We start from the raw sequence: 24,395 nt of genomic DNA, 5'->3' as shown, positions 1-24,395 counted from the left end.
GCCGATCGGCCGCGCGGCGCTGGTCCGGCTGACCGCCTCGTCGCAACAAGCCCACCGGCAGCCCCGCAGCCTGTGTATTTGCGGCCCTGCGGGCTGGGCGGTGTCCGATTCCGTAGAGTGGGCGCAGAACAGGGTTCGTAAGGACCATCTGAACATCGGACTGCGGCGCATCGGCCGGAATCGGTGCGGGCGTCGCCGGACCTTGGAGCGTGGCATCGTGGGCATGCGGCCCCCCACCGGCTTACCTTCGTTGTCCCGACGCAGCCGAGTGCTGTTGGTGGCGGCCATCATCGTGGCGGCGCTGCTGTTGTTGGGACCGCGCCTGACCGACACGTACACGAACTGGCTGTGGTTCGGCGAGGTCGGTTTCCGCAGCGTCTATCTCACCGTCCTGCGCACCAGGGTGCTGCTGTTCCTCGCGATCGCGGTGTTCGTCGGTCTGGTCGTCTGGCTGACCCTGCTGCTCGCCTATCGCACCCGCCCGGTGTTCGTGCCTGTGGCGGGTCCGAATGATCCGATCGCGCGCTACCGCACCACCGTGATGAGCAGGCTTCGGCTGTTCGGCATCGGGATTCCGGTGCTGATCGGATTGCTGTCCGGGCTGGTGGCGCAGTCGAATTGGGTCACCGTGCAGTTGTTCCTGCACGGCGGTTCGTTCGGTCAGCGCGATCCACAGTTCAACCTGGATGTCGGGTTCTACGCCTTCGACCTGCCCTTCTATCGCATGATGCTGAACTGGTTGTTCGTCGCCGTGGTGATCGCGTTCTTCGCCAGCCTGGTGACGCACTACGTCTTCGGCGGGCTGCGTCTGAGTGGCAGGGAAGGCGCGCTCACTCGCCCCGCGCGCATCCAACTTGCCGTGCTGGCCGGGGTTTTCGTACTTCTCAAGGCCGTCGCGTACTGGTTCGATCGCTACGATCTGCTTTCCAGCAGCCGTAAGGAGCCGACGTTCACCGGCGGTTCCTACACCGACATCAACGCCGTGCTGCCCGCCAAGCTGATCCTCATGTCCATCGCGGTGATCTGCGCGGTGGCCTTCTTCGCCGGCATCGTGCTGCGCGATCTGCGGGTGCCCGCGATGGCGGCGGCGCTATTGGTGCTGTCGTCGATCCTGGTCGGCTCGGTGTGGCCGCTGGTCGTCGAGCAGTTCTCGGTGCGCCCGAATGCCGCGGACAAGGAAAGCGAATATATCCAGCGTAATATCGCCGCCACCCGAGACGCGTACGGCATCACCTCGGACAAGATCGAATACAAGGACTACAAGGGCGAGAGTACGAAGAACCCGCAGGACGTTCCGGTCGATGCCGCTACCATCGGCAATGCCCGGCTGCTCGATCCGAACATCTTGTCGCCCACCTTCACTCAACTGCGGCAGCTGAAGAACTTCTACGGCTTCCCCGAGTCGCTCGACATCGACCGCTACAACATCGGCGGCGATATCCAGGACTACATCGTCGCCGCGCGCGAGTTGTCCCCGGCGGCGCTGAGCGGCAACCAGACCGACTGGATCAACCGGCACACCGTCTACACCCACGGCAACGGCTTCGTCGCCGCCCCGGCCAACCGGGTCAACAAGGCGCAGTCCGACGATCCCAACGCCGCCGGCGGCAGTAGCGACAGCGGCTACCCGATCTTCCTGGTCAGTGATCTGTTCACCGCGCCGGACAAACAACAGATCAAGGTGGACCAGCCGCGCATCTACTACGGCGAGCTGATTTCCCAGGACAACCCGGACTACGCCATCGTCGGCGCCGAGCAGGGACAGCGTCCTCGCGAATACGACTCCGACGTCGCGCAGTACACCTACACCGGCAAGGGTGGTGTGTCGATCGGGAATTGGTTCAACCGCCTGGCCTTCGCCGCGAAGTACACACAGCGCAACATCCTCTTTTCCTCGGCCATCGGCAGCGATTCGAAGATCCTGTTCAATCGCAATCCGCGTGACCGAGTGCAGAAGGTGGCGCCGTGGCTGACCACCGACGGCAACGCGTACCCGGCGGTCGTCGAGGGACGGATCCAATGGATCGTCGACGCGTACACCACGCTGGACAACTATCCCTATGCGCAGACCACCTCGCTCGAGGGTGCGGTCGAAGACAGCATCGACAAGAAGACTGGTCGACTGCTGCCACGCAAGGAGGTCAGCTACATCCGTAACTCGGTGAAAGCCACCGTCGACGCCTATGACGGCACAGTGACCCTGTACGAGACCGATCCCACCGACCCCGTGCTGAAGGCGTGGAGCGGTGTGTTCCCCGGCGCGGTCAAGCCGCAGAGCGAGATCTCACCCGAGCTGCGGGCGCACTTCCGCTATCCGGAGGACTTGTTCAAGGTGCAGCGCGAGATGCTCACCAAGTACCACGTGGACGATCCACGAGAGTTCTTCACCAACAACGCTTTCTGGTCGGTGCCGAGCGATCCGACGATAGAGGGCGGCACCTTCAATCAGCCGCCGTATTACGTGCTGCTGGGTGATCAGCAAACCAATAAACCGGTGTTCAATCTGACCAGTGCGATGGTCGGATACAACCGGCAGTTCTTGTCCGCTTATATCTCGGTGCGCTCGGACCCGGATGGCTACGGCAAGTTCACAATTCTTCGACTACCCACCGACACCCAAACACAGGGTCCGCAGCAGACCCAGAACACGATGACGACAGCGCCCGAAGTGTCGAGTCAGAAGACACTGCTGTCGAATTCGAACAAGATCAAATATGGCAATTTGCTGACATTGCCGGTTGCCGACGGCGGAATCCTTTATGTGGAGCCGCTTTACAACGAACGTAATACCGGGCCGAACACATCAACCTTCCCGCAGTTACTTCGGGTGCTGGTGAGTTACCGCGATGAAGCGGGCAGCGTGAAGGTTGGCTATGCCGCCACCCTCGCCGAGGCGCTCAATCAGGTGCTACCCGGATCCGGTTCGCTGGCAACACCATTCGGTGGCGACCCAGCGTCGCGGCCGAAACCGGGCACGCTACCGCCAACGGGCGAGAGTGGCACCGCGCCACCTCAGTCCGGTGGCACGCCACCGCCGCCCGCAGGTGGTGTCACCCCGCCCGCAGGTTCCAGTGCCTCGAAGGACGCCGCCGCCGCCGAGCTGAACCGGAAGATCGAGAACGTGCGTAATGCCATGCGCACGGGTAACTTCCAGGACTTCGGCAAGGCGCTGGACGAATTGGACGCCGCAGTGAAGGCATATCAGGACGCAAGTCGCTGACCGCGTCACCGACATGAGAACGGCCCTGCCGCCCGAAAGGGGGCAGGGCCGTTCTCATGTCGGTGATCCTGGCGAACCGGAGATCAGCGGAACAGCGAGTTGATCAGGTTGGTGTTCTGTGTGAGCACCTGCTGGTACTGATCCTGGACGCCGGCTCGCTTGGCCAGCTCGTTTCCGGTGCTCTTGGCCTGCTCGATTGCGGCCTTCACCTTGTCGACGGTGGGCGCGGCGACTTCGGACTCCGCGGCGGGTGCCGGCGCGGCGATCTCAGGCTCCGCGGCGGGTGCCGGCGCGGCGGGCTCGGGCTCGACGTCCGCGGACTGGCCACCGCTGAGGTAGGCGCCGCACACTGGCCAGGCACCGACACCCTGGGTGGCGAGCACGTTTTCCGCAACGCGGATCTGCTCGGCCTTGCTGGCGTTGTTGGCCGAGCCGGCGCCACCGTTGGCGTTCCAGGTGCTCTGCGAGAACTGCAGGCCACCGTAGTAGCCGTTACCGGTGTTGATTCCCCAATTGCCGCCGCTCTCGCACTGTGCGACGCCATCCCAGTTGTGGGTGGGCGCTGCCGAGGCGGTGCCGGTCGACAGCCCGAACGGTACTGCCACAAGGGCGCCGGTAATGGCTGCGAAGCCGAGGACGCGGGTGCTGAACTTTCGGTTCTGAGACATATTTGTTTCCCTCCCTGCGCCCACCAACTCGGCAAACTCCGCCGCGTCCCTGTCCCCAGGAGGTCGGGGATCCTCGAACCGTGGGACAGGGTCGCCGGCGTTCAGCGGTTCGAGTTCGTGCCCATCACGTTTGATCCGGGCCGCTGACCGACGGTAACGAAGAAATCTCGACCGATCACATCTTGATAACTTCGGAATTATCTGATGCAAATAACCTGCATATCTGTATTTGCGCAGGTCGCTTATGTCAGAAGAATGGATTCTAGTTAGCCTGTTATAGCAAAGTTATGTGCTCGAGATCACCGCGAAATAGTGACCCCGCTCACGTTTGAGGGTGCGGTTCGCGGGTGTAGACGCGCGAGTTCGTGTCGGAGCCGCTCGTTTCGGGAGTCGGCTCAGGCATGTCGGAAGCTGTGTCGGGACGTCTGGGGGGCTATCTTCGCCGACGGTTCTGTGCGCATGCGACGCCCGGTTCTGACCGGCGGAAACGTCCTGTTGAGGTGTCGATTTGCCATCTGCGAGTAGGCGTGTGTAATGTTGTGTTTACCGACGCGGGGTGGAGCAGCTCGGTAGCTCGCTGGGCTCATAACCCAGAGGTCGCAGGTTCAAATCCTGTCCCCGCTACAAACGAGGGCGGTCCTGACCAGTAGGTGTCAGGACCGCCCTCAATCTTTGTCGAGGCTCTTGGCAACGGATTTGGCATCATCCCGAAATGCCTGCGCCGATCAGCGCCTGAGCACTGCGAAATCAGGTGATTTTCGGTGGACGAAGCGGAACGAGGGCCAGATAAGTTAATCGTGCGCGCGTGGTGAATTGCGAGTACTGCGGTTATCCGCACCCCGGGGGATCAAGGCTCACGCGAGCCGACTGGCCCGCACCGATCGCAGCAACATCGCAACGCACGCGCCCGCCGCGATGAGCGCAGCCGCGACGCCGATGGCACCGGTGGCCACCATGACAGCCACCAGCGCATGAGCGCCCCGCCCGGCCTCGACCGCGTCAAAGTGCAGGTTCGCCTCGATCACTCCCGCAGTGAAGGCCGTCGCGCCCACCGTGACCGCGGCGGACAGCGCCCAGGGCAGCCGGGAATCGGCCGGGAGCAGAGTGCGGGCGCTCGCGACGAACACCGCCCCGGACAGTGCTGCCATCGCGCCGAAGGTCCACAGGCCCGCTGCCCAGACGGCGTCAAGCTGCACGCCGACCGCTACCGAGATCAACCCCGCTGCGGCGAGGGCCAAGCCGGCGACGGTCCGCCGGTGCAGCTCTGTCATGTTGGTCATGTGTCGTCTTGCTTTCTGTGATTCAACTGTCGTCAACATCGCACCGAAAACCACTGTGCTGGAGGTAATTCGCATCTCGGAACTGTGATGTAGGTCAGATAGCCATTCCTCGAGGTATCGATCCCGTCGATCTGCGGGTACCAGTCGCGCACACCCGCGGATCCACCACTCGGCGGCGCTCATGCGAACCTCACGTGCGCGGTCGCCCGCGGACTCGCGGCGGAGGAGGCGAGCATCGCGCCCGCTTGCGCTCGCCCCTCGGCTGTGAGCTCGTAGTACCGTCGCCGAGGACCCCGATGGTCCTGCGCGGTCTCCCACTCGGATGTCACCCAACCAGCCTCCTCGAGTCGCGCCAGGATCGGGTAGACGCTGCCTGCGGGACGCCCGCAGTCCTTCACTATCTGCAGGCCCCAGACGGGTGTGGTCGTACCGGCCAACTGTTCCAGCACCGCCGCAGTGGCGGGCGTTCTACGCAGTGCCCTTCCCATGACGCTAAATCTATATATAGAGATAGGATCCTGCAATAGCCAACCGTTCCGACCCCCCGAACCCCGCCACCGGGGTCTGGGCTGATGTATGGCGGTCTGGTCAAGGGCAACAGGTGAAACTGAACCGTGCCGGGTTCCTTGCCGCCCCTATGCTGGTGCCAACTCCAGCGTGCGGCCTGCGGCGTTGCCGGTCCGGCGACCGCGAAGGACGGGACGAGGCCGGCGGTCGACGGGCCAGGAAGGGGAGTCGCCTTGATCGGACTGTGGCAGTCTTACCGGATCCCCGCTGAGGAACTGGCCGAATTCAACACCCATGTGCGGGGCGCCTAGCGAAGCGCAGGTTCCCTGAAGCGGCCCTGATCCAATCGACATCGGCAGTGAGACATACTCTCGGAAGCGGCGGAATTACCTTGGGGCGGAGTTGGAGAACATGGAAACTGCCCAGGAGGTATCGACGGTAGTGCCGTGGCTCGTCTGGCCTGCCGCCCCGAATCCGACCGCCCCCTTTCCCGCATGAGTCGCACGGGCGATCTTTCCCCGGCACTGGTGCCGCTGTGGCAAGCCCTGCATGCTCGATTGTCGACAGGCCAGGTGGTGAAGCAGGTCAAGGTTGGACCGCTCGATAGCGAGCAGCGCGCTGCCCTCGCAGACTTTCTCGGAAAGGAAAGGCTGCCCGGCGAGTACGTGACCGTCGTTCTTGCCCAGGTGGATGCGGTGCTCCGCGAGGTCACCGGGTATACCGCCTACGAAGTGGTCGAGCGACTCCTTGGGCCGATCCGAGACCGGGCCGCAGAACGTCGGACTGCTGAGGTGGCACGAGATCAGTTGTGGGCGTGGCTTTCCCAACATGAAGTCGTAGGTGCCCAACCGGCCCTCGAATCCTGGGTGCGATCAACGAAGAAGTCCGGGCTGATCGCAGGCTCAGTCGAGCGGACCCGAGTGGAACTCGCCCGAGCTCTGCGAGTACTGCACGAATTACCCGGTGCGGGTAGGCCTCTGCCATTGTTCGCTGACGACGTGCTCGGCGATCCGCACGATCTCGATGAAGGCACGCGTCTGCATACACTTGTCGTCAGGGCATTGTCCACGATCTATGGAATCGATCCGCCCACCGATGCTGGGCAGTTGCGTGCGTTGTGGGCCCGCGCGGGTGTCGCCGACGATGAGCTGTCCTCCACAGTCCTGACTGCGGGCCTACGAGTTCACGACGATGCCTCGAACGCGGTAACCGGCCTCATACTGCGGGCATGCGCCGACACCGGGCAGGCCGCGGTACTTACCCTGCAACAGCTGCGGGCGAGCGCTCACCTCGTTGGTGTACCGGCTCGGGTCTGGGTGGTCGAGAACCCGAGCATCCTTGCCACCGCGCTCGCCAGGCTGGGCCGCGGCTGTCTGCCGATGGTGTGCACATCGGGGTGGCCGAGCAGCGCGGGCGTGCTCCTGCTCGAGCTGTTGGCGGCGGCCGACGTGGAATTGCGCTACCACGGCGACTTCGACGGGGAGGGGCTACGCATCGCCGCCAATGTCATCGCTCGGGTAGGAGCGACCCCGTGGCGGATGACTAGCGCGGACTATCTGGCGGCGGTCGGTCCCGGAGGGCCGGCGGTCGGACGAGTCACGCCAGTACCGTGGGATCCGGACCTTGCCGGGCACATGATTCGCGGTGGGTGCGCGGTACCCGAGGAGCGCGTCGCCGATGATTTGATCGCCGATATGACGAGGCACCAAGGGCTGTGACGACTATCGGGTCCTGGCAACCCGTCGTCATCCGGGTCTAGTGTGGGCGGCTGAAACAGATGCAGGGGAGGCGCTATGGACCGGATCCGTGTCCCGCCCGAGATGTTCCGCTTCACCACTGGGGATCGAGCCGGGCTGTACGTATCGGTGCTGCATGCCTTCGGCGCGGCCAATGAGCGGCTGGAAACCGCACTGGGCATCGACGATGTCCGCGGGAGGCTCCGCACAGTCGGCTGGTTGGACGCGCTGGATGACGATGACCTGACTGCGGCGCTGGAGCAGTTGTGCGCCTGGAATCTTGTCGATGTGATCCAGAACCATTCCGAAAACTACCGGACCGCAAGCGAATACGAGCGCCGGAACCTGCAGTACTCGCTCACCAGGCAGGGCGAGGCGGCCTTCGCGGGCGTGCAGCACGCCATGACGGTGCTCGCGTCCACCGGTGCACTCCAGACTGCGGTATTGGACGCTATCGCCGACAGGTTGGCCGATCTGCAGCAGGAACTCGAGTTGGGTACCGATCGCCGCGTCTTCAGCACCCTGAGCGAACTGGAATCGCACCTCGAAGCATTACGCGGAAACACCAAGCAGTTCAACGGTGAATTGCAGCGATTGCTGCGCGCCGAGGCCGCCGACTTGACGATCTTCCACGAGGTCAAAGCGGCGACGGTGGCCTACCTACAAGAATTCCTCGCCAATATCGACCACCGCACCCACACCATCACCACCCGAATCGCCAAGATCGAGGATTACGGCGTCGGACTCATGCACCAGCGCGCGCTGCTGGGCGCCGAGCTGCCGCAACTGACCGACTCCGACCCCGGCGCTGCCTGGCTCGAACACCGCCGGGCTCGCTGGGAGGGACTGCGCGCGTGGTTCCTGCCCGCCGACGGTTCGGTGGCCCGCATCGAACAGCTGCATTTCGTCGGCCGCAAGGCGATCATCACCCTGTTGCAGGTGCTCGACCGGATCACCGAATCGAGGCGACGCTCCAGCAGCGCGGTTGCCGACTTCCGTGAGCTGGCACGATGGTTCGCCGTACTGCCACAACAGGATGACCTGCACCGATTGTGGTCGACGGCATTCGGTATGAGCTCGTCGCGGCACGCCCACTTGGCCCACCTCGATCCCGAACTGGTGACATCGACGTCCCCCTGGGCCGACAGTCCTCCGGTCGAAGTGTCCCCGCTGCTCCGTTCGGCGGGTCGTACCGAGCGATTCAGCCGGACCGGTCGGGTGCGCGACGTTTCCGAGATCAAGGCCGAGCGGGCCGAGCGCGCCGCCCTCGAACGAACCCAGCTGGAGGACGCCTGGGACATGCTGGATACCGGTGGCGCAGTGTGTCTTTCATCCTTCGGACAGCTCGACCACGAGGTATTCGAACGACTACTCGACCTGCTGGGACGCGCCCTCGGTACCGCACCGCAACCGGACGGAACGCGCCGTGGCAGCACCACCGACGGTCGCATCGAGATCGTCCTGCGCCCACCGATCGACGGTCGGTGGACCGAGATCAACACTCCCCGAGGGGTATTCGGTGGGCCCGACTATGTGCTGGAAATCATCGCACCGAGCGAGCACATGTCGCGCCGGAGCGGCACATGAGTGAACTCGCCAACCAATTAGTGATCGCAGAACGCGAAGAAGTAGTACGCGGCATCCGACAGTTGCTGGCCAGCCCGCTGATCACCGAACGTGGCGCACCAGAACCCTTCGACCTGATCCGGCGTCGGCGCGAGCCCATCGCCAAATGGTTCGACTACTACTGCGGTTGGACGCTGACCGTCGAACCGCGTCTCGGCTATGCCCGTCTGATCAAGGTGCGGCCCGCAGTCGATCCCACCCGTCCGGCCCGCCGACTACGTTCGGGGCGCGCACCTTTCGACCGCCGTCGCTACGTGCTGTTGTGTGTGGTCGCCGCCGAACTGTTCGCCGCACCGGTCACCACGATCGGATTGCTCGCCAACCGAGTCCTTGCCGCCACCTCCGTCGACACCGCGCTGGTTTCCTTCGACACCGCGAGCCGCGCCGAGCGGATGGCCTTCGTCGACGTGCTGCGTTTGCTCGAATCCTTCGGTGTGCTCGAAGCCATCGACGGCAGCGTCGACGCTTATGTGGAATCGAGCTCGGCCAAGGTGCTGTATCGCATCGACACCACACTCCTGTTGCGGCTGCTCGCGGCCCCGGTCGGGCCGTCTCAACTGGCAGTGCCGATCGAAGAGGTCCCGTTGCGGGTCGATCAACTGCTCGCCCAGCTGTCACGCGAACGCCGGTACGGGCTCGCGCCGGGCCGCCACGCGGACAACTCCGCGGTTTCCGATGTGCAGCGCAATCTGTGGTTGCGGCACTCCATCTTCCGGCGCCTGATCGATGATCCAGTGCTGTACTTCGATGAGCTCTCTGCCGAAGAGCGCGCCTATCTCGCCTCGCCGACCGGCAGGCGCCTGATGCGGAGCGCGTCCGAGCAGGGGGGGTTCCTACTGGAGGAGCGTGCCGAGGGCGTGCTGCTGGTCGACCCCGACGGTCTCGCGACCGACAGCAGATTCCCCGACGACGCCTCGAACGCGAAGGTCGCGGCACTACTTCTCTTGGACACGATGCCAGGACCGACGACCGTCGAACAACTGCGTGCGGCCACCGCCGAACTGCTGGAACGGTTTCCACGCTGGGCTCGCAAGTATCGGGGAGACGACGGAGTTCGAGAACTTACCGACGACGCGATCGCGACCCTGTCGATGTTCGGGCTGGTCCGGCGAACCGGGACCGGGCTGGTTGTGCCACTGCCCGCGGCAGGGCGCTATCGAGTGGGTAGCGTGCGGACCTCCGACGATCGAGACGTTTCCTGATGGCGGTGACAAGGATGGTGCTTCGATGACAGTGACCGAGCTGCCCCGCCCCGACACCGGCGGTGGTCGAGATTCGCGCTGGATTCCTTGCCGCGCAGGCATTTTGAATGTTTGGCGATATTACGACGAGGTCTTCGAGTTCCACGAGGGCCGACTACTGCTGCGCGGCCCGAACGGCAGCGGTAAGTCGAAGGCGCTGGAGTTGTTGCTGCCATATCTGTTCGATGCGAACCTGCGCGCCAACCGCCTGTCCACCTTCGGCACCGGCGAGCGGACCATGCACTGGAACATGATGGAGGGGGCGACCGGCACCACACGCGTCGGCTACGTCTGGCTGGAGTTTCGATCACCCGACGACCAATGGTTCACCTGCGGTGCCCGACTGCAGGCCAGCACCCACACCACCACGGTGCACCCCGACTACTTCACCACTGACCTGCGCATCGGCGACGGTCTCATGCTGACCACAGAGGGCCGACCGCTGACCCGGGCCGCGCTGGAGGAGCTTCTCGGCGGGCGCGGCACGATCTACGGCACCGGCAGCGACTACCGCGATGCCATACGCTCAACGCTCTTTCCAACCCTTAATGAACAGCGATACGACGCCCTCATCACCGCGCTGCTGCAATTGCGTACCCCCAAGTTGTCGCAGCGGCTGGATCCCTCACTGTTGTCCACACTGCTCTCGCGGGCCCTGCCGCCGCTCGGTCAGGAGGAAATCGCCGACCTCGCCGAGGGTTTCGAACGTCTCGACGCGCAGCGTGAGCGATTGACCCGGCTGGAGGACGAGGTCGCCGCCACCCGCGCGTTGGCGCGTCAGCAGAAGACGTACGCCCAGCGTGTATTACGAGCCGGTGCCGCGGCACTGATCTCCGCTACGTCCGAGTTGGACAAACTGTCGAGCACCGCGAAGAAGTCTGCCGAGGAATACGAGACCGTCGCACAGCTTCGGATCGAAAAAGGAGCCGCGATAGAGACTTTGGCGGACAGTCACGCGGAAGCCGAGGCCCGCAAAGAAGGCCTGATGGAAAGCGAGGCCTACAAGCAGGGGCAGCAACTGGACGGGCTGCGCCGACAGGAAACCGAAACCAGAGGCCGGGCCGAGCGAATCCGCGGTGACGCCGATCAGCTACGGACGGTTGCCGCCGCCGATGAGTCCGAGCACCGGGACGCCGCCGCCGCGGAACAACGTCAGGAACAAGAGGTTTCGGTGCGTGTATCAGCGGCCCGGCAAACTGGTCTACGCGCCGGTCTGATCAGTGTCTTCGAAGAGATCGCTGCCGATACCGACGGGTCCCGATCCTTGTTGCGTGGTGCTGTGCGCGGGAAGCGGGATCAGCTCGCCGCCATCGGGAAGGCGCTCGACCAGCACGAACGCGCGATCGAGCGGCGTGAGGAGGCGGAGGGCGAAATCGAGAGTGCCAGAATGGCATTCGCCGAAGCGGAGGAAGGCCGCGTTTGCGCTATCGAACGTCGGGAATACGCACACGCCGAACTGGGTGCACGAGTACGCAGTTGGGCGACCGGCTGCCACGAACTCGTATTCGCTGATCCCGACGCCTTGGTCGATCTGGCCGAGTCCGAGTCGGATCTGCTCGAAGCGGTGAACACGGTGGCTTCCGCGGTGTTCCAGGACATCACTCGGGAAACCGCACTGTGCGAGAGTGCCCTGAAATCAGGGCGTCTCACACGTGACGAACTCGTTGCCGAACGAGACCGCCGCTCCGGTGAACCGGACATCCCGCCCGCCGTACCGTTCTGGCGGACCGCGGACCGGACGCGCATGTCCGGCGCCCCGCTGTGGCGGCTGGTCGACTTCGCCGACGCGGTACCCGAACCGGTCCAGGCCAGCGTCGAGGCGGCGCTCGAGGCCGCGGGGCTACTCGATGCGTGGATCGGACCCCAGGGGCAGATCGAGGGCCATGAAGTGTTCGCCGAACCCGGCGTGCTGGCCGCGGTGCCGGGCCGATCCCTCCTCGAAGTGCTGATCCCGCTGCCCGACATCGAGATCGACCCCGCCGTCGTACAGCGATTGCTGGAAACCATCGGGTACGGCGAACAGTTGCCGGACGACACCGTTGCGGCCATCGGTGCCGACGGTAGCTGGCGAATCGGCAATCTCACCGGTAGCTGGCACAAAGATCAGCCCGCATACATCGGTGCGCTGACAAGAGAACGTGCCCGCCAGCGCCGAATTCACGAGCTGAACGACCAGATCGCACGCTACGACCAGATACTCGCGCGGCTGGACGAGGAACAGAGTTCGCTCGACTCCCGGCGCCTGAGGCTGGAAGGAGAGCTTGCGAGTAGGGCGGACCACGCCGATCTGTCCGAGGCGCAGCGCCTACTTACCCGAGCTGAATCGGATCTGGCCGCCGCCGACGGCGTCGTTCGCCGCAAGCTCGAAGGTCTGTCCGTCCGGGAATACGCCGTCAAGGAAGCGCTGCGCGAGCTGTCGAGCCTCGCAGCGGAGAACGGAATGCCTTCGGAAAGAACGGCATTGGCGACGCTTTCCGAAGCTTTCGATACCTTCAGTGATCACGCCGAAAACTGGCTCGACGCCGTAGCGCTTCTCCGTTCGGCTCGAGCGTTTTCCGGCCAGTTGGCCGAACAAGCCAGGCGCTCAACCGAACTCGCCGAACAGCGTGAAATGGACGCCGCGACAACCGAATCCGACCTCCGCCAGATCTCGACCAAACTCGAGGCCATCGAGAGCGCCATCGGCCGCGACTACCGTGAGGTACTCAACGAAATTGCCGACCTGCGAACCCGAATCACCGACCTCGACAGGCAACTAGGGGAGGCCCGCAAGAAGGTCATCGAACTCACCGAACAACTCGGCAAACTCGACAGCCAACGAGCGACCGACGCACAAGCACGCGACATCGCCGCCACCAACCGCGACACCGTGGCCCACCGGTTCCGCCGCCTCGCCACCGGAATCTTTCCCGCCGACAGCGAAATCCCCGACCTCGAGGCCTTTCAACAGACCCTCACCGGATCTGAGGGCGTGCGCGCCGCACTGGATTCCGCGCGCCTGGTCGCCGCCGCTTGGCCCACCATTCCGCACGCCCCCGCCAACCTGGGCGAGGCACTGCGCCGCCTGTCCGAATCGGTCCACGAATGCCGCGCCGCGCTCAGCTCCCGCGCCGACCTCGATCTCGAAACCGACGAAGACATCCAGGTTTTCACCGCGATCGTCGACGGCATTCGTGTCGGCGCCGCCGATCTGCTGCGGATCCTGCGTACCGAGGCCGAGCAGAGCAAACACGACATTACCGAGCAAGAACGGCAACTTTTCGACAAGACTCTCACCGGCGACACCCGTCGCCACCTGGCAGCCCGCATCCGGCAGGCCAACGAACTGGTCGACGGAATGAACGCACGCCTGGAACGGGTCCGCACCGCCTCCAATGTCTCGGTCCGCCTGGTCTGGCAGGTCGCCGCAGACCTGCCAACCGGCACCAAAGCCGCCCGCGATCTGCTCCTCAAAGACCCGGTCCGCCTCACCGAGGCCGACCACGAATCACTGCACCGTTTCCTGCGCGACCGCATCGAGGAGGCGAAGGCCGACGGCACCGCCACCAGTTGGGAACAGCAACTGTCGCAGGTCTTCGATTACACGGCATGGCATCGGTTCGTGGTCAAGGTCGACCGCGGCAACGGCGACGGTTGGCAGCTACTGACCAAGAAACTCCACGGTGCACTATCCGGCGGCGAGAAGGCAATCGCCCTGCACCTGCCATTGTTCGCCGCAGTGGCCGCGCATTACCAAGCGGCGCCGGAGGCACCCCGGGTAATCCTCCTCGATGAGGTGTTCGTCGGTGTCGACACCACTAACCGCGGACAGATTTTCGCCCTGCTGTCGGCACTCGATCTGGATCTCGTGCTCACCTCCGACCACGAGTGGTGCACATATTCAGAGCTGAGCGGGATCGCGATCCATCAGATCCTGACCGGCGATGGAGATGATGCGGTGACCACGGCGCGGTTCACGTGGAATGGGCAGAAGCTGCTATCGAACTGAGCAGCCCGGCCGCCATGTCGCATGACCAGGCGGCGGGGTCTCCCCAAGCCATCATTGCGGGGCTACGTCCGGTCCGGATGGAACCGGTGTGGGCGGCTGACCATGGTGCGTGCGACAAGTTCGATCGTCACCGCGACCGCACAGGACTGCGCCAGCAGCAGCGCGACCAGCACCAGAATTTGGACCGCGCCGGCTTGGAGGGCGGACCCGCTGGCAATGAGGACGCCGACGAACGCGCCCGGCAGCGTAACCAGTCCGACGGTGCGGGTTTGATCGACGCCGGGGAGCAAAGCGTCCGCCGCGGTCTGACGGATGACCTCCATCCGGGCGTCGCGGTCGGTAAACCCCAGACTCAGCGCGGCCTCGACCTCACCCCACCGCTGTTCGATCGCATCCAGCGACCGCCTGGCCGCCAACGACGTTGCCGTCATCGCCCCGCCGAGCGTGATGCCTCCGATCGGGACCAGCGCCACCCCCTCGAGCGGGACAACGCCGCTGACCAGCATCAACGGCAAAACCACGCCGAGCCCGGTCGCCATCGCCAGCCCTAGCCACGCCGCCGATCGCCCGGCGTTCGCGCGCCGTGCCGAGGTGAACACGGCGGCGGCGAACATCACCGCGAGCACTAGAACCGACGACCACAGGTGCGAAAGGGCCGTGGCCAGCACCAGTGCGATGATTGTCAGTTGCACCGTCGCGCGGATCGCCGCGCGTGGCACGATTGCTACCGATCCCAGTCCGGCGACGGCGTAAGTCGCGGCCGCCAGCACCACCATGACCATGCATACGACCGCGAGCTCGATACCGGGCGTGATCATCCCGTTCATACTTCGCCCACGCGGACCATTGTTGTCTCAGTCCGGGATGCGCGGCGACGCACGCGCCGAGCGAACTGAACCACTTGCGGCCGGGAATCGTAAGAAGTGTTACTCGGGCGGTTCGCCGCTGTGGCCGAAAACCTGGAGTGCCTCATGTCAACGATCAATGGTTTGCCCGCTCATGTGCTGCTTGTCCACGTGATCGTGATCTTCGTGCCGCTGACCTCGGTGCTACTCATACTCGCAGCATTGTGGCCGGCCGTCCGCAGGAGATTGGTGTGGTTGGTGGTGGTGCTGGCCGCTATTACTGTCGCGCTGGTGCCGTTGACCACCGATGCGGGGGAGGCGCTCGAGCATCGGATCGGAGCGTCACCGGCTATCGAGAAGCACAGTAACCTCGGTGACGACATGATCTACTTCGTCGTTCCGCTATTGCTGGTGGCGGCCGTGCTGCTTGTCGTGCAGTTGCGGGAACAACGCGAGAAGCGGCCGACGCGCGCCGTCGCCGTGGTGATCGCGTTACTGGCGATCGCGGCCGGTGTCGCGGCCACCGTGCAGGTGTACCGGGTCGGCGAATCAGGTTCCCGTGCGGTGTGGGGCGCGCAGGTCGAATCGGCGAGTGATGCTGTGCCGCGGCATCTTCGGCTCCCAGGGGTGCTGGCGGGGCACACCGAGCGGGTCGCGCTACTGGAGGCGGGGCATGCTCGGGTGGCCGAATCTACTGTCGCGGTGTGATCGCCGCGAACTCGATCGGCATCGTCGCTGGGCCACGCAGATCAGCTCTTCGTGGCTGAGTTCATCTGCGGCGTCCTCGGCCGCGATCAATTCCGAGAGCAGGTCCGAACCCGGGTTGCTCGGCAGCCGCTGTGGGTCTCTGTGTCTCTGTGGCCGAGTCCGATCGAACCAGCGATCAGGCGTCGGTGAAGACTCGAATCGTGTTCATACGTGTTGTGCCGGTGGCGAATTCGATGAACACGACGCCGTGCGCGTCGCCGAGCTCGACACTGACCGACACGGTACGGCCAGCGGCGATCATCTTGTCCCACCGCATATTCCGGACGCGATTGGTGAATTCCTCTACCGAGACCGGGGTTCCGGCCGGCATTTCGATGACGGTGTTGTGATCGATCAGGCGGCGGACCCGGCTGATATCGGTGTCGGCCGCGGCCGACAGAATCCGGTTGGCGGCGCGTTTGCCGGCGCGGCCGACGCCGAACAACGCGCGCATCATGCCCGCCGCGCCGCCGAGGCCCTGATTGACGACCAATTGTGGACCTAGCTTCAACGCGGCCCCCAGTCCGGGTGCGCCGGTGCGAAGCAACTGCACGACCATCGCGGCCAGTTCCCAATGGGCGGCCAGCCGGGTGATTTTCCAGGTTCCGTCTGCCTCGGCGAGGTCGTAGCGCAGGTGCATCGGGACGGCGACGGTGGCACCGGTCGACATGGCGATTCGGATCATCAGGTCGCGCACCACCGTCGGCGGGCTGATGAAATCGTGATCGACCTGGAAGGTGATGGTGTTGGGGCCGATGAAGGTGTCGTAGAAGCGCTCGATCGCGCTGCGGCCGACGTGCGGGCGCGAGCCAACCGGGTCGTTTACAACGGCGTCCGTGCCGAACAACTCCACCCAGGCTGCGCGGTCGTGGGCGGCGACGGCGCGCGGCGACGCCCGCACGGCGGACAGCAGATCGGCGGCCGTCGGATCCAGCGACATGACAGTTCCTCCCTTGTGCGAGTCATAACTCGAACCATGGTAGAACATGTTCTAATTTTGGCGCCGTACATTGGAGAATGGCACATGACCTCGAGCTCTTCTCGCGATTCGCCGCGGCAATGTGCCACTCACACCGGTGATTACCTGGGGGGTGAGACGAGCATGGGTTCGTGGAGGTCGTGGTAGGTGACCTCGCCCATTAGGTTGGTTTCCTCGTCGAACAGGGATCGCAGATCGTCGGGGATTTCCAGTTTCTCATGGGAGCGGGCTTCGGCTTCCGAGGTGAAGTACACCGCTTCCACGAATCCGTCGCCGCTGCCTGTCGCCAGGGTGCCGCCGAGGATTTCCGGGCGCAATTCGTGAACGCGGTCACCGGTCTGGGTGAGAAGTTCGCGCATCCGGCCCGCGTCGCGGGTGTGGCCCTCCATGATCTGTACGAAACCAGCATCGTCGGAGCCGCCGCCCATCCACTGCGACACCTCCGAGCAGTCCATGAAGGTGACCGGTCCGTCGAAGCATTGTTCGGTTTCGGCCCACCATGCGCGCTGTTCCGGGCGCTCGCTATTGCGTCGTGCCGCATCTGCGGATTCGAATCGCGCCAACGCGATGAATGTCCCGTCGTCGCATAGTCCGCTGGTGGTGCCGAGGTATCCGATGGCTCCCGGTCGCAGTTCCTCGGTCCACCGATCCATGCATTGACGTAGTCGGCCGACGTCGGCGGTTTTGCCTTGAATGACTTGGATGAACATCGAGTCCTCCTAGCAAGGAGTGTTCACTTTGCATTGGCGCGGGGCCGACGCCTCATGGTCCACCGAGGGCGTGGGACCGCACGGCCCACGAACGCGGCCACCGCACCGCTAATCGTTCGCTACCTGGAAGCGGTTCGCAAGAGTGGCTCGTGGCCGCGGCGGGGCCACCAGAAGTGAAGCTCGTGACTCGTAGAAACTCAGCCCCAGAAACCGGCAATGCGGGCGCCGGGGAAGCGCTTGACCTCACGCATCCACGCCACGCAGTCCTCGATTCCCTCCAGCACATCGGGATCCAGCTCGGCGCGTTGTTCTGGCCGCGTCGCCTCCCATTGCTGGAGGGCGTCCAAACAGTCCTGTTCGGTCCAGCTGCCGAAGCCGGCATGGTTCGAATCCGGAAGCCCGCCCGGCAGCCTGGTACCCGCGAACATGCGCACGCCGACCCGGATACCGAGCGCGGTCAGGCCCTTGTCGACCCTGGCGGGCCAGTCGAACTCGAATGGGCCCCACACGGTATCGAGATCGACGCCGATCACCGAACAGATGCTCTCGTAGGCGTCGAGGTAGTCGTTGGCGTATCGGTGCTCGAAGGGGCCGCCCTCGATCACCGTCGCCAGCGCCTCGGCCGCGGTGGGTGCTCCCGCGGCGATCCGATCGGCGCAGCTCCCGTCCGACGCGGCCAGCTCCTCGGCACATTCGCCCGCAATGCGATCGATGTGCGACTGGTCCCCGGAACCGACCATCGCGTCCACCGCGTCGAGATCAACTAGGTAGAGATTCAGGTAATACCCCACGCCGGGAGTGTATGTGCTGTGTCGTCAGGCAAGACGGGACGGCAGCTTGCCGCCGTTGGGGGTGACCATTTCCCCGAAGATCGACAGCACGTGGAGTCGCTCGCCGAGCGGACCGTCGCCGAGTTCCGCATAGGCGCGATACAGGTTCCCGACAATCGCCTCAGGTGATGCCTCAGGTGATATCGAGCAATGCGATGGTCAGCCGGGTCGCGTACTCGACCACCTCGTCGCGGGTGGTATCGATATTGCCCGCCAGCCAGTCGAGGAACAAGGCGACGAGTGCGCCGGATAGCGCGCTGACCGGCATGGGGATTCGGCCGGTTCCCGCGGTGGCGCGGGAGGTCGCTGCGGGCGAGAGCTGGGCGATGGCGAGCATGACGAAATTCGGGAGCACGCTGGTCCCGTGGGCGCGCAATGTGTCGTCGGCGAGGGTTTCGCGAAACATGATCCGCCCGCGCCGGGGATCGGCTTCGAAATAGCGGGCGGCACTGTCGAAAGTCGCTCGGATGCGGCCGGTTTCGTCGGCGGGTGCGCCAGGCAGCCCGGTCGTCACCGCGTCGAGCAGGCCGTGTGCGGTTCGGTCGTATACCTCGACGAGGAGGGTCTCGCGGTCGGGGAAGCTTTCGTAGAAATAGCGCAGGCTCAGTCCGGCGTGCCGGCATACCGCACGCATCGTGGTGGCCGCCGCGCCCTCGTCGCCGAGCAGCTCGTACCCGGCCCGCACGAGTTGTTCGCGGCGCTCGGCGGACCGGCCGGCCATGGTGCTGCCGCGCCAGGTAGTCGGGGGAGGCTGCGCGGCACTGTTCATGATCCCCCGGTCGTGAGGTAGGCGTCGGAGTCGAACCGCCGGGTACGGCGGGCGTATTCGATGCTCCAATTCGGATACAGCCCGGCGTTGTGCGTCCCGTCGGGGGTCTGATAGTAACTGCGGCAGCCGCCGCCGACCCACACGGTGTCGCGACTGCGCTGTTCCATCTCCTCGACGAACGCCCGCTGCGCCTGCGGTCGTACCTCGATGCGGCGAAGACCGTTGTCGCGCATGGTCTTCAAGGCATCGACGAGATAGCGGATCTGGGCCTCGATCATGAAAATCGCGGACTGATTCCCGGCCGCGCCGAAGGGGCCGAGGGTGGTGAAGAAGTTCGGGAACCCGGTCGCGGTGGTGCCGAGATAGCTTCGCGGGCGTTCGCGATACAGCTGCGCCAGGCTCTGTCCGTCGCTGCCGTGGACGCGTTCGAACACCTGCGGGCGCACGCCGAATCCGGTACCCCAGATGATGGTGTCCACCTCGTGTTCGGCGCCGTCGGCGGTGATGATCGAACGCGGCCGGATCTCGGCGATCGCGGAGGTCACCACCTCGACATTCGGCTGGGTCAGCGCGGGGTAGTAGGCGTCGGAGAAGATCGCGCGTTTGCAGCCGATCATGTAGTCGGGGGTCAGCTTTCGGCGCAGCCGCGGGTCGGGGACCTGGCGGCGCAGTTGGAAGCGGCCGAGTGCCTCGAAGGGGTGACGAAACCGCTTGTCCACGAACCCGACCAGACCGAACCCCTCGATCCCAGCGAAATAGGCGCCACGGATCGCCTTGGCGAGTAACGGCATTCGCCGCAAGAGTGTGCGTTCGACATCGCTGGTCGCCCAATCCACGCGCGGCACGATCCAAGGCGCCGAGCGCTGGAACACCGTCAGCCGATCCACCAGCGGCTGGATCTCGGGGATGAACTGCACCGCGGAAGCGCCGGTCCCGATCACCGCGACTCGGGTGCCGGTCAGGTCGAGGTCGTGATCCCAGTGCAGCGAGTGGAATTGGGTGCCGGTGAAGTCGTCGACCCCGGGCAGGCGCGGGATCTGTGCCTCGCTGAACGGCCCGATCGCCGAGATCAGCACATCGGCGGTCAGCGAGCCGAGGCCTGTCCGGATTCGCCACCGCCCGGCTGCCTCGTCCCAGCTTGCGTCGAGTAGTTCGCAATAATATCGAATGTGCTGTGGCACATCATATTTCGTGGCCACGTCGCGCAGATATCCGAGGATCTCCGGTTGGGTGCCATAGCGACGTGACCATTCCGGATTCGATGCGAAGGAGTACGAGTACAGCATCGACGGCACATCGCACGCACAGCCCGGATAGGTATTGGCGCGCCAGGTGCCACCGAGATCGCCGCCCCGCTCGAGAATCACGAAATCCTGGAAACCGGCCTCCCGCAGTTTGATTGCCGTCCCGATACCGGCGAACCCGGCCCCGATCACCACGATGGGTACGTGTTCGGTGTGGTCGCCGCCGCTGTTGGGCACGCGGCTACCTCGCCGGCCGTCGCGCGGCCGCGGGTCGCGGTGTCGGGTGGTCCATCTGCACTCCTCGCCACGGACGCGTGGCCGCATCGTGCGGGGCGACGCGCCGCCGCTTACAGGAATCGGTCGATTCCATTGGAATCAGATGATTCCTTTAAGCCATGCTCATGTCAAGGCACGCGGGATAACCAGGTGTCGATGCCTGGGTAATGTGTTGAGCCGCAGCGAGTGGGGCTACCACTCACCTAGGGTGGCAGGGTCGGCCAGGGCCCCCTCGGCGGTGCGTAGACGGTCGGTCAGTGCCGTCAATAGGTCCATCGATTCTTCGGAGACACCGAGAGCATGGTGCATCAGGCGGCGCAGCGGCATGTTGGTGATCTGCTCGATCAGTACGGCGTCGCGGTCACAATGTCGGTCGAGATAGTCGGGATCCACGGGTGGTACTCGCAATCTGTTTTCAGGTCCGGACACCCGCGGGGCGGCCGGTAGGCCACGAAACCCAGTCGCACACCGCACCCGTTTCCACGATGCGCCGTCGTCGGGTGCCGCGCGACTGCTCCCCGGCCTTGATCATCGACAGTATCCTTAAAATGCGGCTGGGAAGGTTTGCCCCTCCCCATCGTCCAGCTGACCGACCGAAAGGCGCGACGATGGCGTTCGCTGATTACCAGAACGAGATCTATTTCGCCGCGCTCGGCGGGCGGGCGCCGGAGTTCCCGGCCGAATACGCGACACTCGAGGCGAAGGCCGCTGCCGCACTGCCCGACTCGTTGCATTCCTACATCGCGGGCGGTGCTGGTGACGAGCTCACCCAGCGACGCAATGTCGATGCCTTCGCGGACTGGGGTCTGGTGCCACGCATGCTGGTCGGCGCGACCGAGCGCGACCTGTCGGTCACGGTGTGGGGCAATACCTTCCCGAGTCCGATCTTCATGGCGCCGGTCGGGGTGATCGGGCTGGTCGGCGATAAGCACGGTGATATCGCCGTCGCCGAGGCCGCCGCGAAAACCGGTGTGCCCGCGGTCTTTTCCACCCTCATGGAAGATCCGCTGGAGGAGGTCGTCGCCCACAGCGGCGACACGGCCGCCTTCTTTCAGCTCTACACGCCCAAGAATCGCGACCTCGCCGAGAGTCTGGTGAACCGGGCGGAAGCGGCCGGATACCAGGGCATCACGGTCACGCTGGATACCTGGATTCCCGGCTGGCGGCCTCGTGATCTCGCGACCGGGAACTTCCCGCAATTGCGCGGGCACGTGCTGAAGAACTACACATCCGACCCGGTGTTCCAGCGGCTGGTGGGTTCGCAAGACCCGCAGGCCGTCGTGCTGAACTGGGTCCAGACCTTCGGTAATCCACTGTCCTGGCCGGATCTGGAGTGGCTACGGAGCTTGACGGACCTGCCGATCGTCCTGAAAGGCATTTCGCATCCCGAGGATGCCCGACGGGCGATCGACCTCGGCGTGGACGGCATCTACTGCTCCAATCACGGTGGGCGGCAAGCCAACGGCGGGCTGAGCGCGTTGGAGACGCTGCCGGGGGTGGTGGCGGCCTGTGATGACCGGGTGCCGGTGCTATTCGATTCCGGCGTCCGGTCGGGCACTGATGTGATCAAGGCGCTCGGGCTCGGCGCGACCATGGTCGGCATCGGCAGGCCCTACGTCTACGGACTCGCACTCGGCGGTGTTCCCGGTCTGGTCCATGTGCTGCGAATGATCCTCGCCGAGGCGGATCTGCTGATGGCCGTCAATGGCTATCCGGACATCGCCGCGGTGCGGGAGAACATCCGAATGACGACGAACCGCCGCGCTACGCACTGAGAAGGAGTCGACTATGGGGACGTTGGACGGCAGGGTGGCCGTGATCACCGGTGGAGCGCGTGGCCAAGGCCGTGCCCACGCCGAGACGCTGGCGGCGGCGGGAGCCGACATCGTGGTGTGCGATATCGCCGGCCCCATCGCCAGCGTGCCCTACCCGTTGAGCTCCGAATCGGATCTGGCCGAGACGGCGAAATTGGTAGCGGCGGCCGGGCGGCGATGTCTGGCGGTCAAGGCCGACGTACGCAGTCAGGCGGACATGAACGCGGTAGCCGAGCGGGCGATCGGTGAGTTCGGCCGGATCGACATCCTGATCGCCAACGCGGGCATCTCCTCCAATTCACCCATCGCCGAGATGGATGAAAAGACCTGGCAAGACATGATCGACGTCAATCTCACCGGCGTCTTCCACAGTTTCCGCGCCGTCGTGCCGCACATGATCGAAAGGCGTTGGGGCCGAATCGTTGCCACGTCCTCGATCGTCGGCCGCATGGGCGTCAAGGCCGGCGGCCACTACGCCGCCGCGAAGTGGGCGGTGATCGGGCTGGTCAAGTCGCTGTCGCTGGAGGTGGTCGAGCATGGCATCACCGTCAATGCCGTGCTCCCGTCCGGCGTCGATACCGACATGATCCAGAATCCCGTCATGTGGCGAGTCCTGCTGCCCGACATCGAGAATCCGACCCGCGAGGACGCCATGAAGATGTTCAACTCCGGCCCACCCAACGGCGACCTCATCCAACCCGCCGAGGTCGCGCAGGCCGCACTCATGCTGGTCTCCGAGCACGGCCGTCATTTCAACGGTGAAGCCGTGTCCATCTCCGGCGGAATGAGCGCGAGCCTCATCTGATTCGGCGTCGGTCTGTGCCCGGCCAGGACGGGGCCCGGAATTCCGGTGGCGCTGCGGCGCGGGAGGTCTGCGGTCCCGCGACCGGATCACCCGGCACCGGCCGAGGGACGCGACGGGTAGTCAGCCGCACCGTGCCTCGATGCGATCACGGGCGACCTCCGCGAAGTGGGTTCCGCGCTCGCGTGCGGTCGCGGCGAGCTCGGGGCCGCGCCGCTTGGCCTTCTTCGCGAGGATTCCGGCCCGTTGCTTGGCGAGCTCCGCCCATTCGGCGCCGTGCGACTTGGCGGTCTCTGCCCACTCCGGCCCATGCTCCTTGAGCATGTCGGCGAGTTCGGCGCCACGCTCCTTGGTGACATCGGCCCATTCCGCGCCATGCTGCTGCGCGGTCTCGGCGACCTCCGCGCCCTTCGCCGCCGCGATACCGCCGAGCGAGCGGGCACGGTCGGCGGCTTCGTACGCGTGCTGGCGCAGGGACTCCGTGGTCGCACTGTCGGTGGCGCCGAAGGGCAGCGCCGCCGATACCGCGGTGGCGGCGCTGCGGGCGGCCCGTCTGCCGCGCCAGCCGAGTGACGGTTTGCCCGCGGTGTCGGCGGCGGCGATCATCAGACCGCCGAGCAGACCGATATCCTTCAGGAACGCATTTCGCTTGGCGGCCTTGCGATCCGGATCCTGTTCGGCCCAAAAGTCTTGTTCGGTGACGGTCGCGGGAATCACCGTCGCCGCGAGCATAACCGAGGCGAGGCGAGGCGATCTGCCCAGCGCCAGCAGTACGCCACCGGAGATCTGGGCGAGGGCATTGATCCGGACCACGGTCGCGGTATCGGCGGGGAGTTTGGCGGCCAGATTGTCCGGCAAGCGCTGCTCACCGCGCTGCACCAGGGCTGAGGCCGCTTTGGCGCGCGGTTCGGGATGGACCAGCGTGTCAACTCCGTCTGCAACGAACGAAGCCGCCAGCAATGGTCGGGCAAGTCGGCGTAGCAACATGACGTAAACCCTTTCCTCGATGGCTATCGACCGGGCTCCCGCGAAGTATGCAGGCAAACAACAAGATGAGCATAGTGCGCAGCCGGGCGATTGCTCGGTGTTGCTAAATATATGTAGCTCGAGATT

Annotated in this window: 19 protein-coding genes and 1 tRNA gene; 9 read left to right on the top strand and 11 right to left on the bottom strand. The window is 64.9% G+C overall.

The features are described from left to right. Positions 1-217: 217 nt before the first annotated feature. On the top strand, positions 218-3,220 hold the full coding sequence (locus LKE06_RS00535) for a UPF0182 family protein (protein WP_227999205.1): 3,003 nt from the start codon (positions 218-220) through the stop codon (positions 3,218-3,220). Between the two features lie 83 nt (positions 3,221-3,303). Here the strand turns inward: LKE06_RS00535 and LKE06_RS00530 are convergent, their stop codons facing one another. Further along, the gene (locus LKE06_RS00530) at positions 3,304-3,888 is read right to left on the bottom strand and encodes a transglycosylase family protein (RefSeq protein ID WP_227996196.1); all 585 of its coding nucleotides are present in this window, start codon (positions 3,886-3,888) and stop codon (positions 3,304-3,306) included. A 550-nt stretch (positions 3,889-4,438) separates the two neighbouring features. On the opposite strand from LKE06_RS00530, the gene LKE06_RS00525 reads away from it, so the two are divergent. Continuing rightward, a tRNA-Met gene (locus LKE06_RS00525) sits at positions 4,439-4,512 on the top strand. Positions 4,513-4,742: 230 nt separating this feature from the next. Here the strand turns inward: LKE06_RS00525 and LKE06_RS00520 are convergent. Continuing rightward, on the bottom strand, positions 4,743-5,168 hold the full coding sequence (locus LKE06_RS00520; RefSeq protein ID WP_227996194.1) for a hypothetical protein: 426 nt from the start codon (positions 5,166-5,168) through the stop codon (positions 4,743-4,745). A gap of 179 nt (positions 5,169-5,347) precedes the next feature. Continuing rightward, positions 5,348-5,656 carry a PadR family transcriptional regulator gene (locus LKE06_RS00515; protein ID WP_227996192.1) on the bottom strand — a complete coding sequence of 103 codons (309 nt, stop codon included), beginning with the start codon at positions 5,654-5,656 and terminating at the stop codon, positions 5,348-5,350. Positions 5,657-6,169: 513 nt separating this feature from the next. On the opposite strand from LKE06_RS00515, the gene LKE06_RS00510 reads away from it, so the two are divergent. From LKE06_RS00510 to LKE06_RS00495, 4 genes are all read left to right on the top strand, one after another. Beyond that, positions 6,170-7,393, top strand: coding sequence for a TIGR02679 family protein (locus LKE06_RS00510; protein ID WP_227996191.1), 1,224 nt, complete (start codon positions 6,170-6,172; stop codon positions 7,391-7,393). Positions 7,394-7,468: 75 nt separating this feature from the next. Then, positions 7,469-8,998, top strand: a complete 1,530-nt coding sequence (locus LKE06_RS00505) for a TIGR02677 family protein (RefSeq protein ID WP_227996189.1) — start codon at positions 7,469-7,471, stop codon at positions 8,996-8,998. Next, positions 8,995-10,239, top strand: a complete 1,245-nt coding sequence (locus tag LKE06_RS00500; RefSeq protein WP_227996187.1) for a TIGR02678 family protein — start codon at positions 8,995-8,997, stop codon at positions 10,237-10,239. The genes LKE06_RS00505 and LKE06_RS00500 overlap by 4 nt, the downstream gene beginning before the upstream one ends. A gap of 25 nt (positions 10,240-10,264) precedes the next feature. Further along, on the top strand, positions 10,265-14,266 hold the full coding sequence (locus tag LKE06_RS00495; protein WP_227996185.1) for a TIGR02680 family protein: 4,002 nt from the start codon (positions 10,265-10,267) through the stop codon (positions 14,264-14,266). 62 nt (positions 14,267-14,328) lie between these two features. Here LKE06_RS00495 and LKE06_RS00490 read toward each other — a convergent pair whose 3' ends face one another. After that, positions 14,329-15,084, bottom strand: a complete 756-nt coding sequence (locus LKE06_RS00490) for an ABC transporter permease (protein WP_227996183.1) — start codon at positions 15,082-15,084, stop codon at positions 14,329-14,331. A 153-nt stretch (positions 15,085-15,237) separates the two neighbouring features. On the opposite strand from LKE06_RS00490, the gene LKE06_RS00485 reads away from it, so the two are divergent. After that, complete coding sequence (locus LKE06_RS00485) at positions 15,238-15,819, top strand: DUF2231 domain-containing protein (protein WP_308188272.1); 582 nt, start codon at positions 15,238-15,240, stop codon at positions 15,817-15,819. Positions 15,820-15,994: 175 nt separating this feature from the next. Here the strand turns inward: LKE06_RS00485 and LKE06_RS00480 are convergent, their stop codons facing one another. The 6 genes from LKE06_RS00480 to LKE06_RS00455 all read right to left on the bottom strand — a co-directional run bounded on the left by LKE06_RS00480 (position 15,995) and on the right by LKE06_RS00455 (position 21,059). Next, positions 15,995-16,798, bottom strand: a complete 804-nt coding sequence (locus LKE06_RS00480; RefSeq protein WP_227996181.1) for a nuclear transport factor 2 family protein — start codon at positions 16,796-16,798, stop codon at positions 15,995-15,997. A gap of 140 nt (positions 16,799-16,938) precedes the next feature. After that, a complete protein-coding gene (locus LKE06_RS00475; RefSeq protein ID WP_227996179.1) occupies positions 16,939-17,547 on the bottom strand; it encodes a hypothetical protein in 609 nt (202 codons plus the stop codon). Positions 17,548-17,744: 197 nt separating this feature from the next. Then, positions 17,745-18,338, bottom strand: coding sequence for a DUF7691 family protein (locus LKE06_RS00470; RefSeq protein ID WP_227996177.1), 594 nt, complete (start codon positions 18,336-18,338; stop codon positions 17,745-17,747). Positions 18,339-18,510: 172 nt separating this feature from the next. Further along, complete coding sequence (locus LKE06_RS00465; RefSeq protein WP_227996175.1) at positions 18,511-19,146, bottom strand: TetR/AcrR family transcriptional regulator; 636 nt, start codon at positions 19,144-19,146, stop codon at positions 18,511-18,513. After that, on the bottom strand, positions 19,143-20,627 hold the full coding sequence (locus tag LKE06_RS00460; protein WP_227996173.1) for a flavin-containing monooxygenase: 1,485 nt from the start codon (positions 20,625-20,627) through the stop codon (positions 19,143-19,145). The genes LKE06_RS00465 and LKE06_RS00460 overlap by 4 nt, the downstream gene beginning before the upstream one ends. A 231-nt stretch (positions 20,628-20,858) precedes the next feature. Beyond that, entirely contained in the window at positions 20,859-21,059 is a 201-nt protein-coding gene (locus LKE06_RS00455; RefSeq protein ID WP_227996171.1) for a hypothetical protein, read from the bottom strand. 215 nt (positions 21,060-21,274) lie between these two features. Between LKE06_RS00455 and LKE06_RS00450 the strand changes: the two genes are divergently transcribed. Then, positions 21,275-22,441 (top strand): alpha-hydroxy-acid oxidizing protein, encoded by a 1,167-nt coding sequence (locus LKE06_RS00450; RefSeq protein WP_227996169.1) that lies wholly within the window; start codon positions 21,275-21,277, stop codon positions 22,439-22,441. A 13-nt stretch (positions 22,442-22,454) separates the two neighbouring features. Continuing rightward, the gene (locus LKE06_RS00445; RefSeq protein ID WP_227996167.1) at positions 22,455-23,285 is read left to right on the top strand and encodes a mycofactocin-coupled SDR family oxidoreductase; all 831 of its coding nucleotides are present in this window, start codon (positions 22,455-22,457) and stop codon (positions 23,283-23,285) included. Positions 23,286-23,405: 120 nt separating this feature from the next. Here the strand turns inward: LKE06_RS00445 and LKE06_RS00440 are convergent, their stop codons facing one another. Next, complete coding sequence (locus LKE06_RS00440) at positions 23,406-24,269, bottom strand: DoxX family protein (RefSeq protein ID WP_227996165.1); 864 nt, start codon at positions 24,267-24,269, stop codon at positions 23,406-23,408. Between the last annotated feature and the right edge of the window lie 126 nt (positions 24,270-24,395).

Source organism: Nocardia australiensis (genome assembly GCF_020733705.1).
GTDB classification, from domain to species: domain Bacteria; phylum Actinomycetota; class Actinomycetes; order Mycobacteriales; family Mycobacteriaceae; genus Nocardia; species Nocardia australiensis.
Note: the sequence above shows the minus strand (reverse complement) of the source record. Positions and strands in the feature narration are given on the sequence as shown.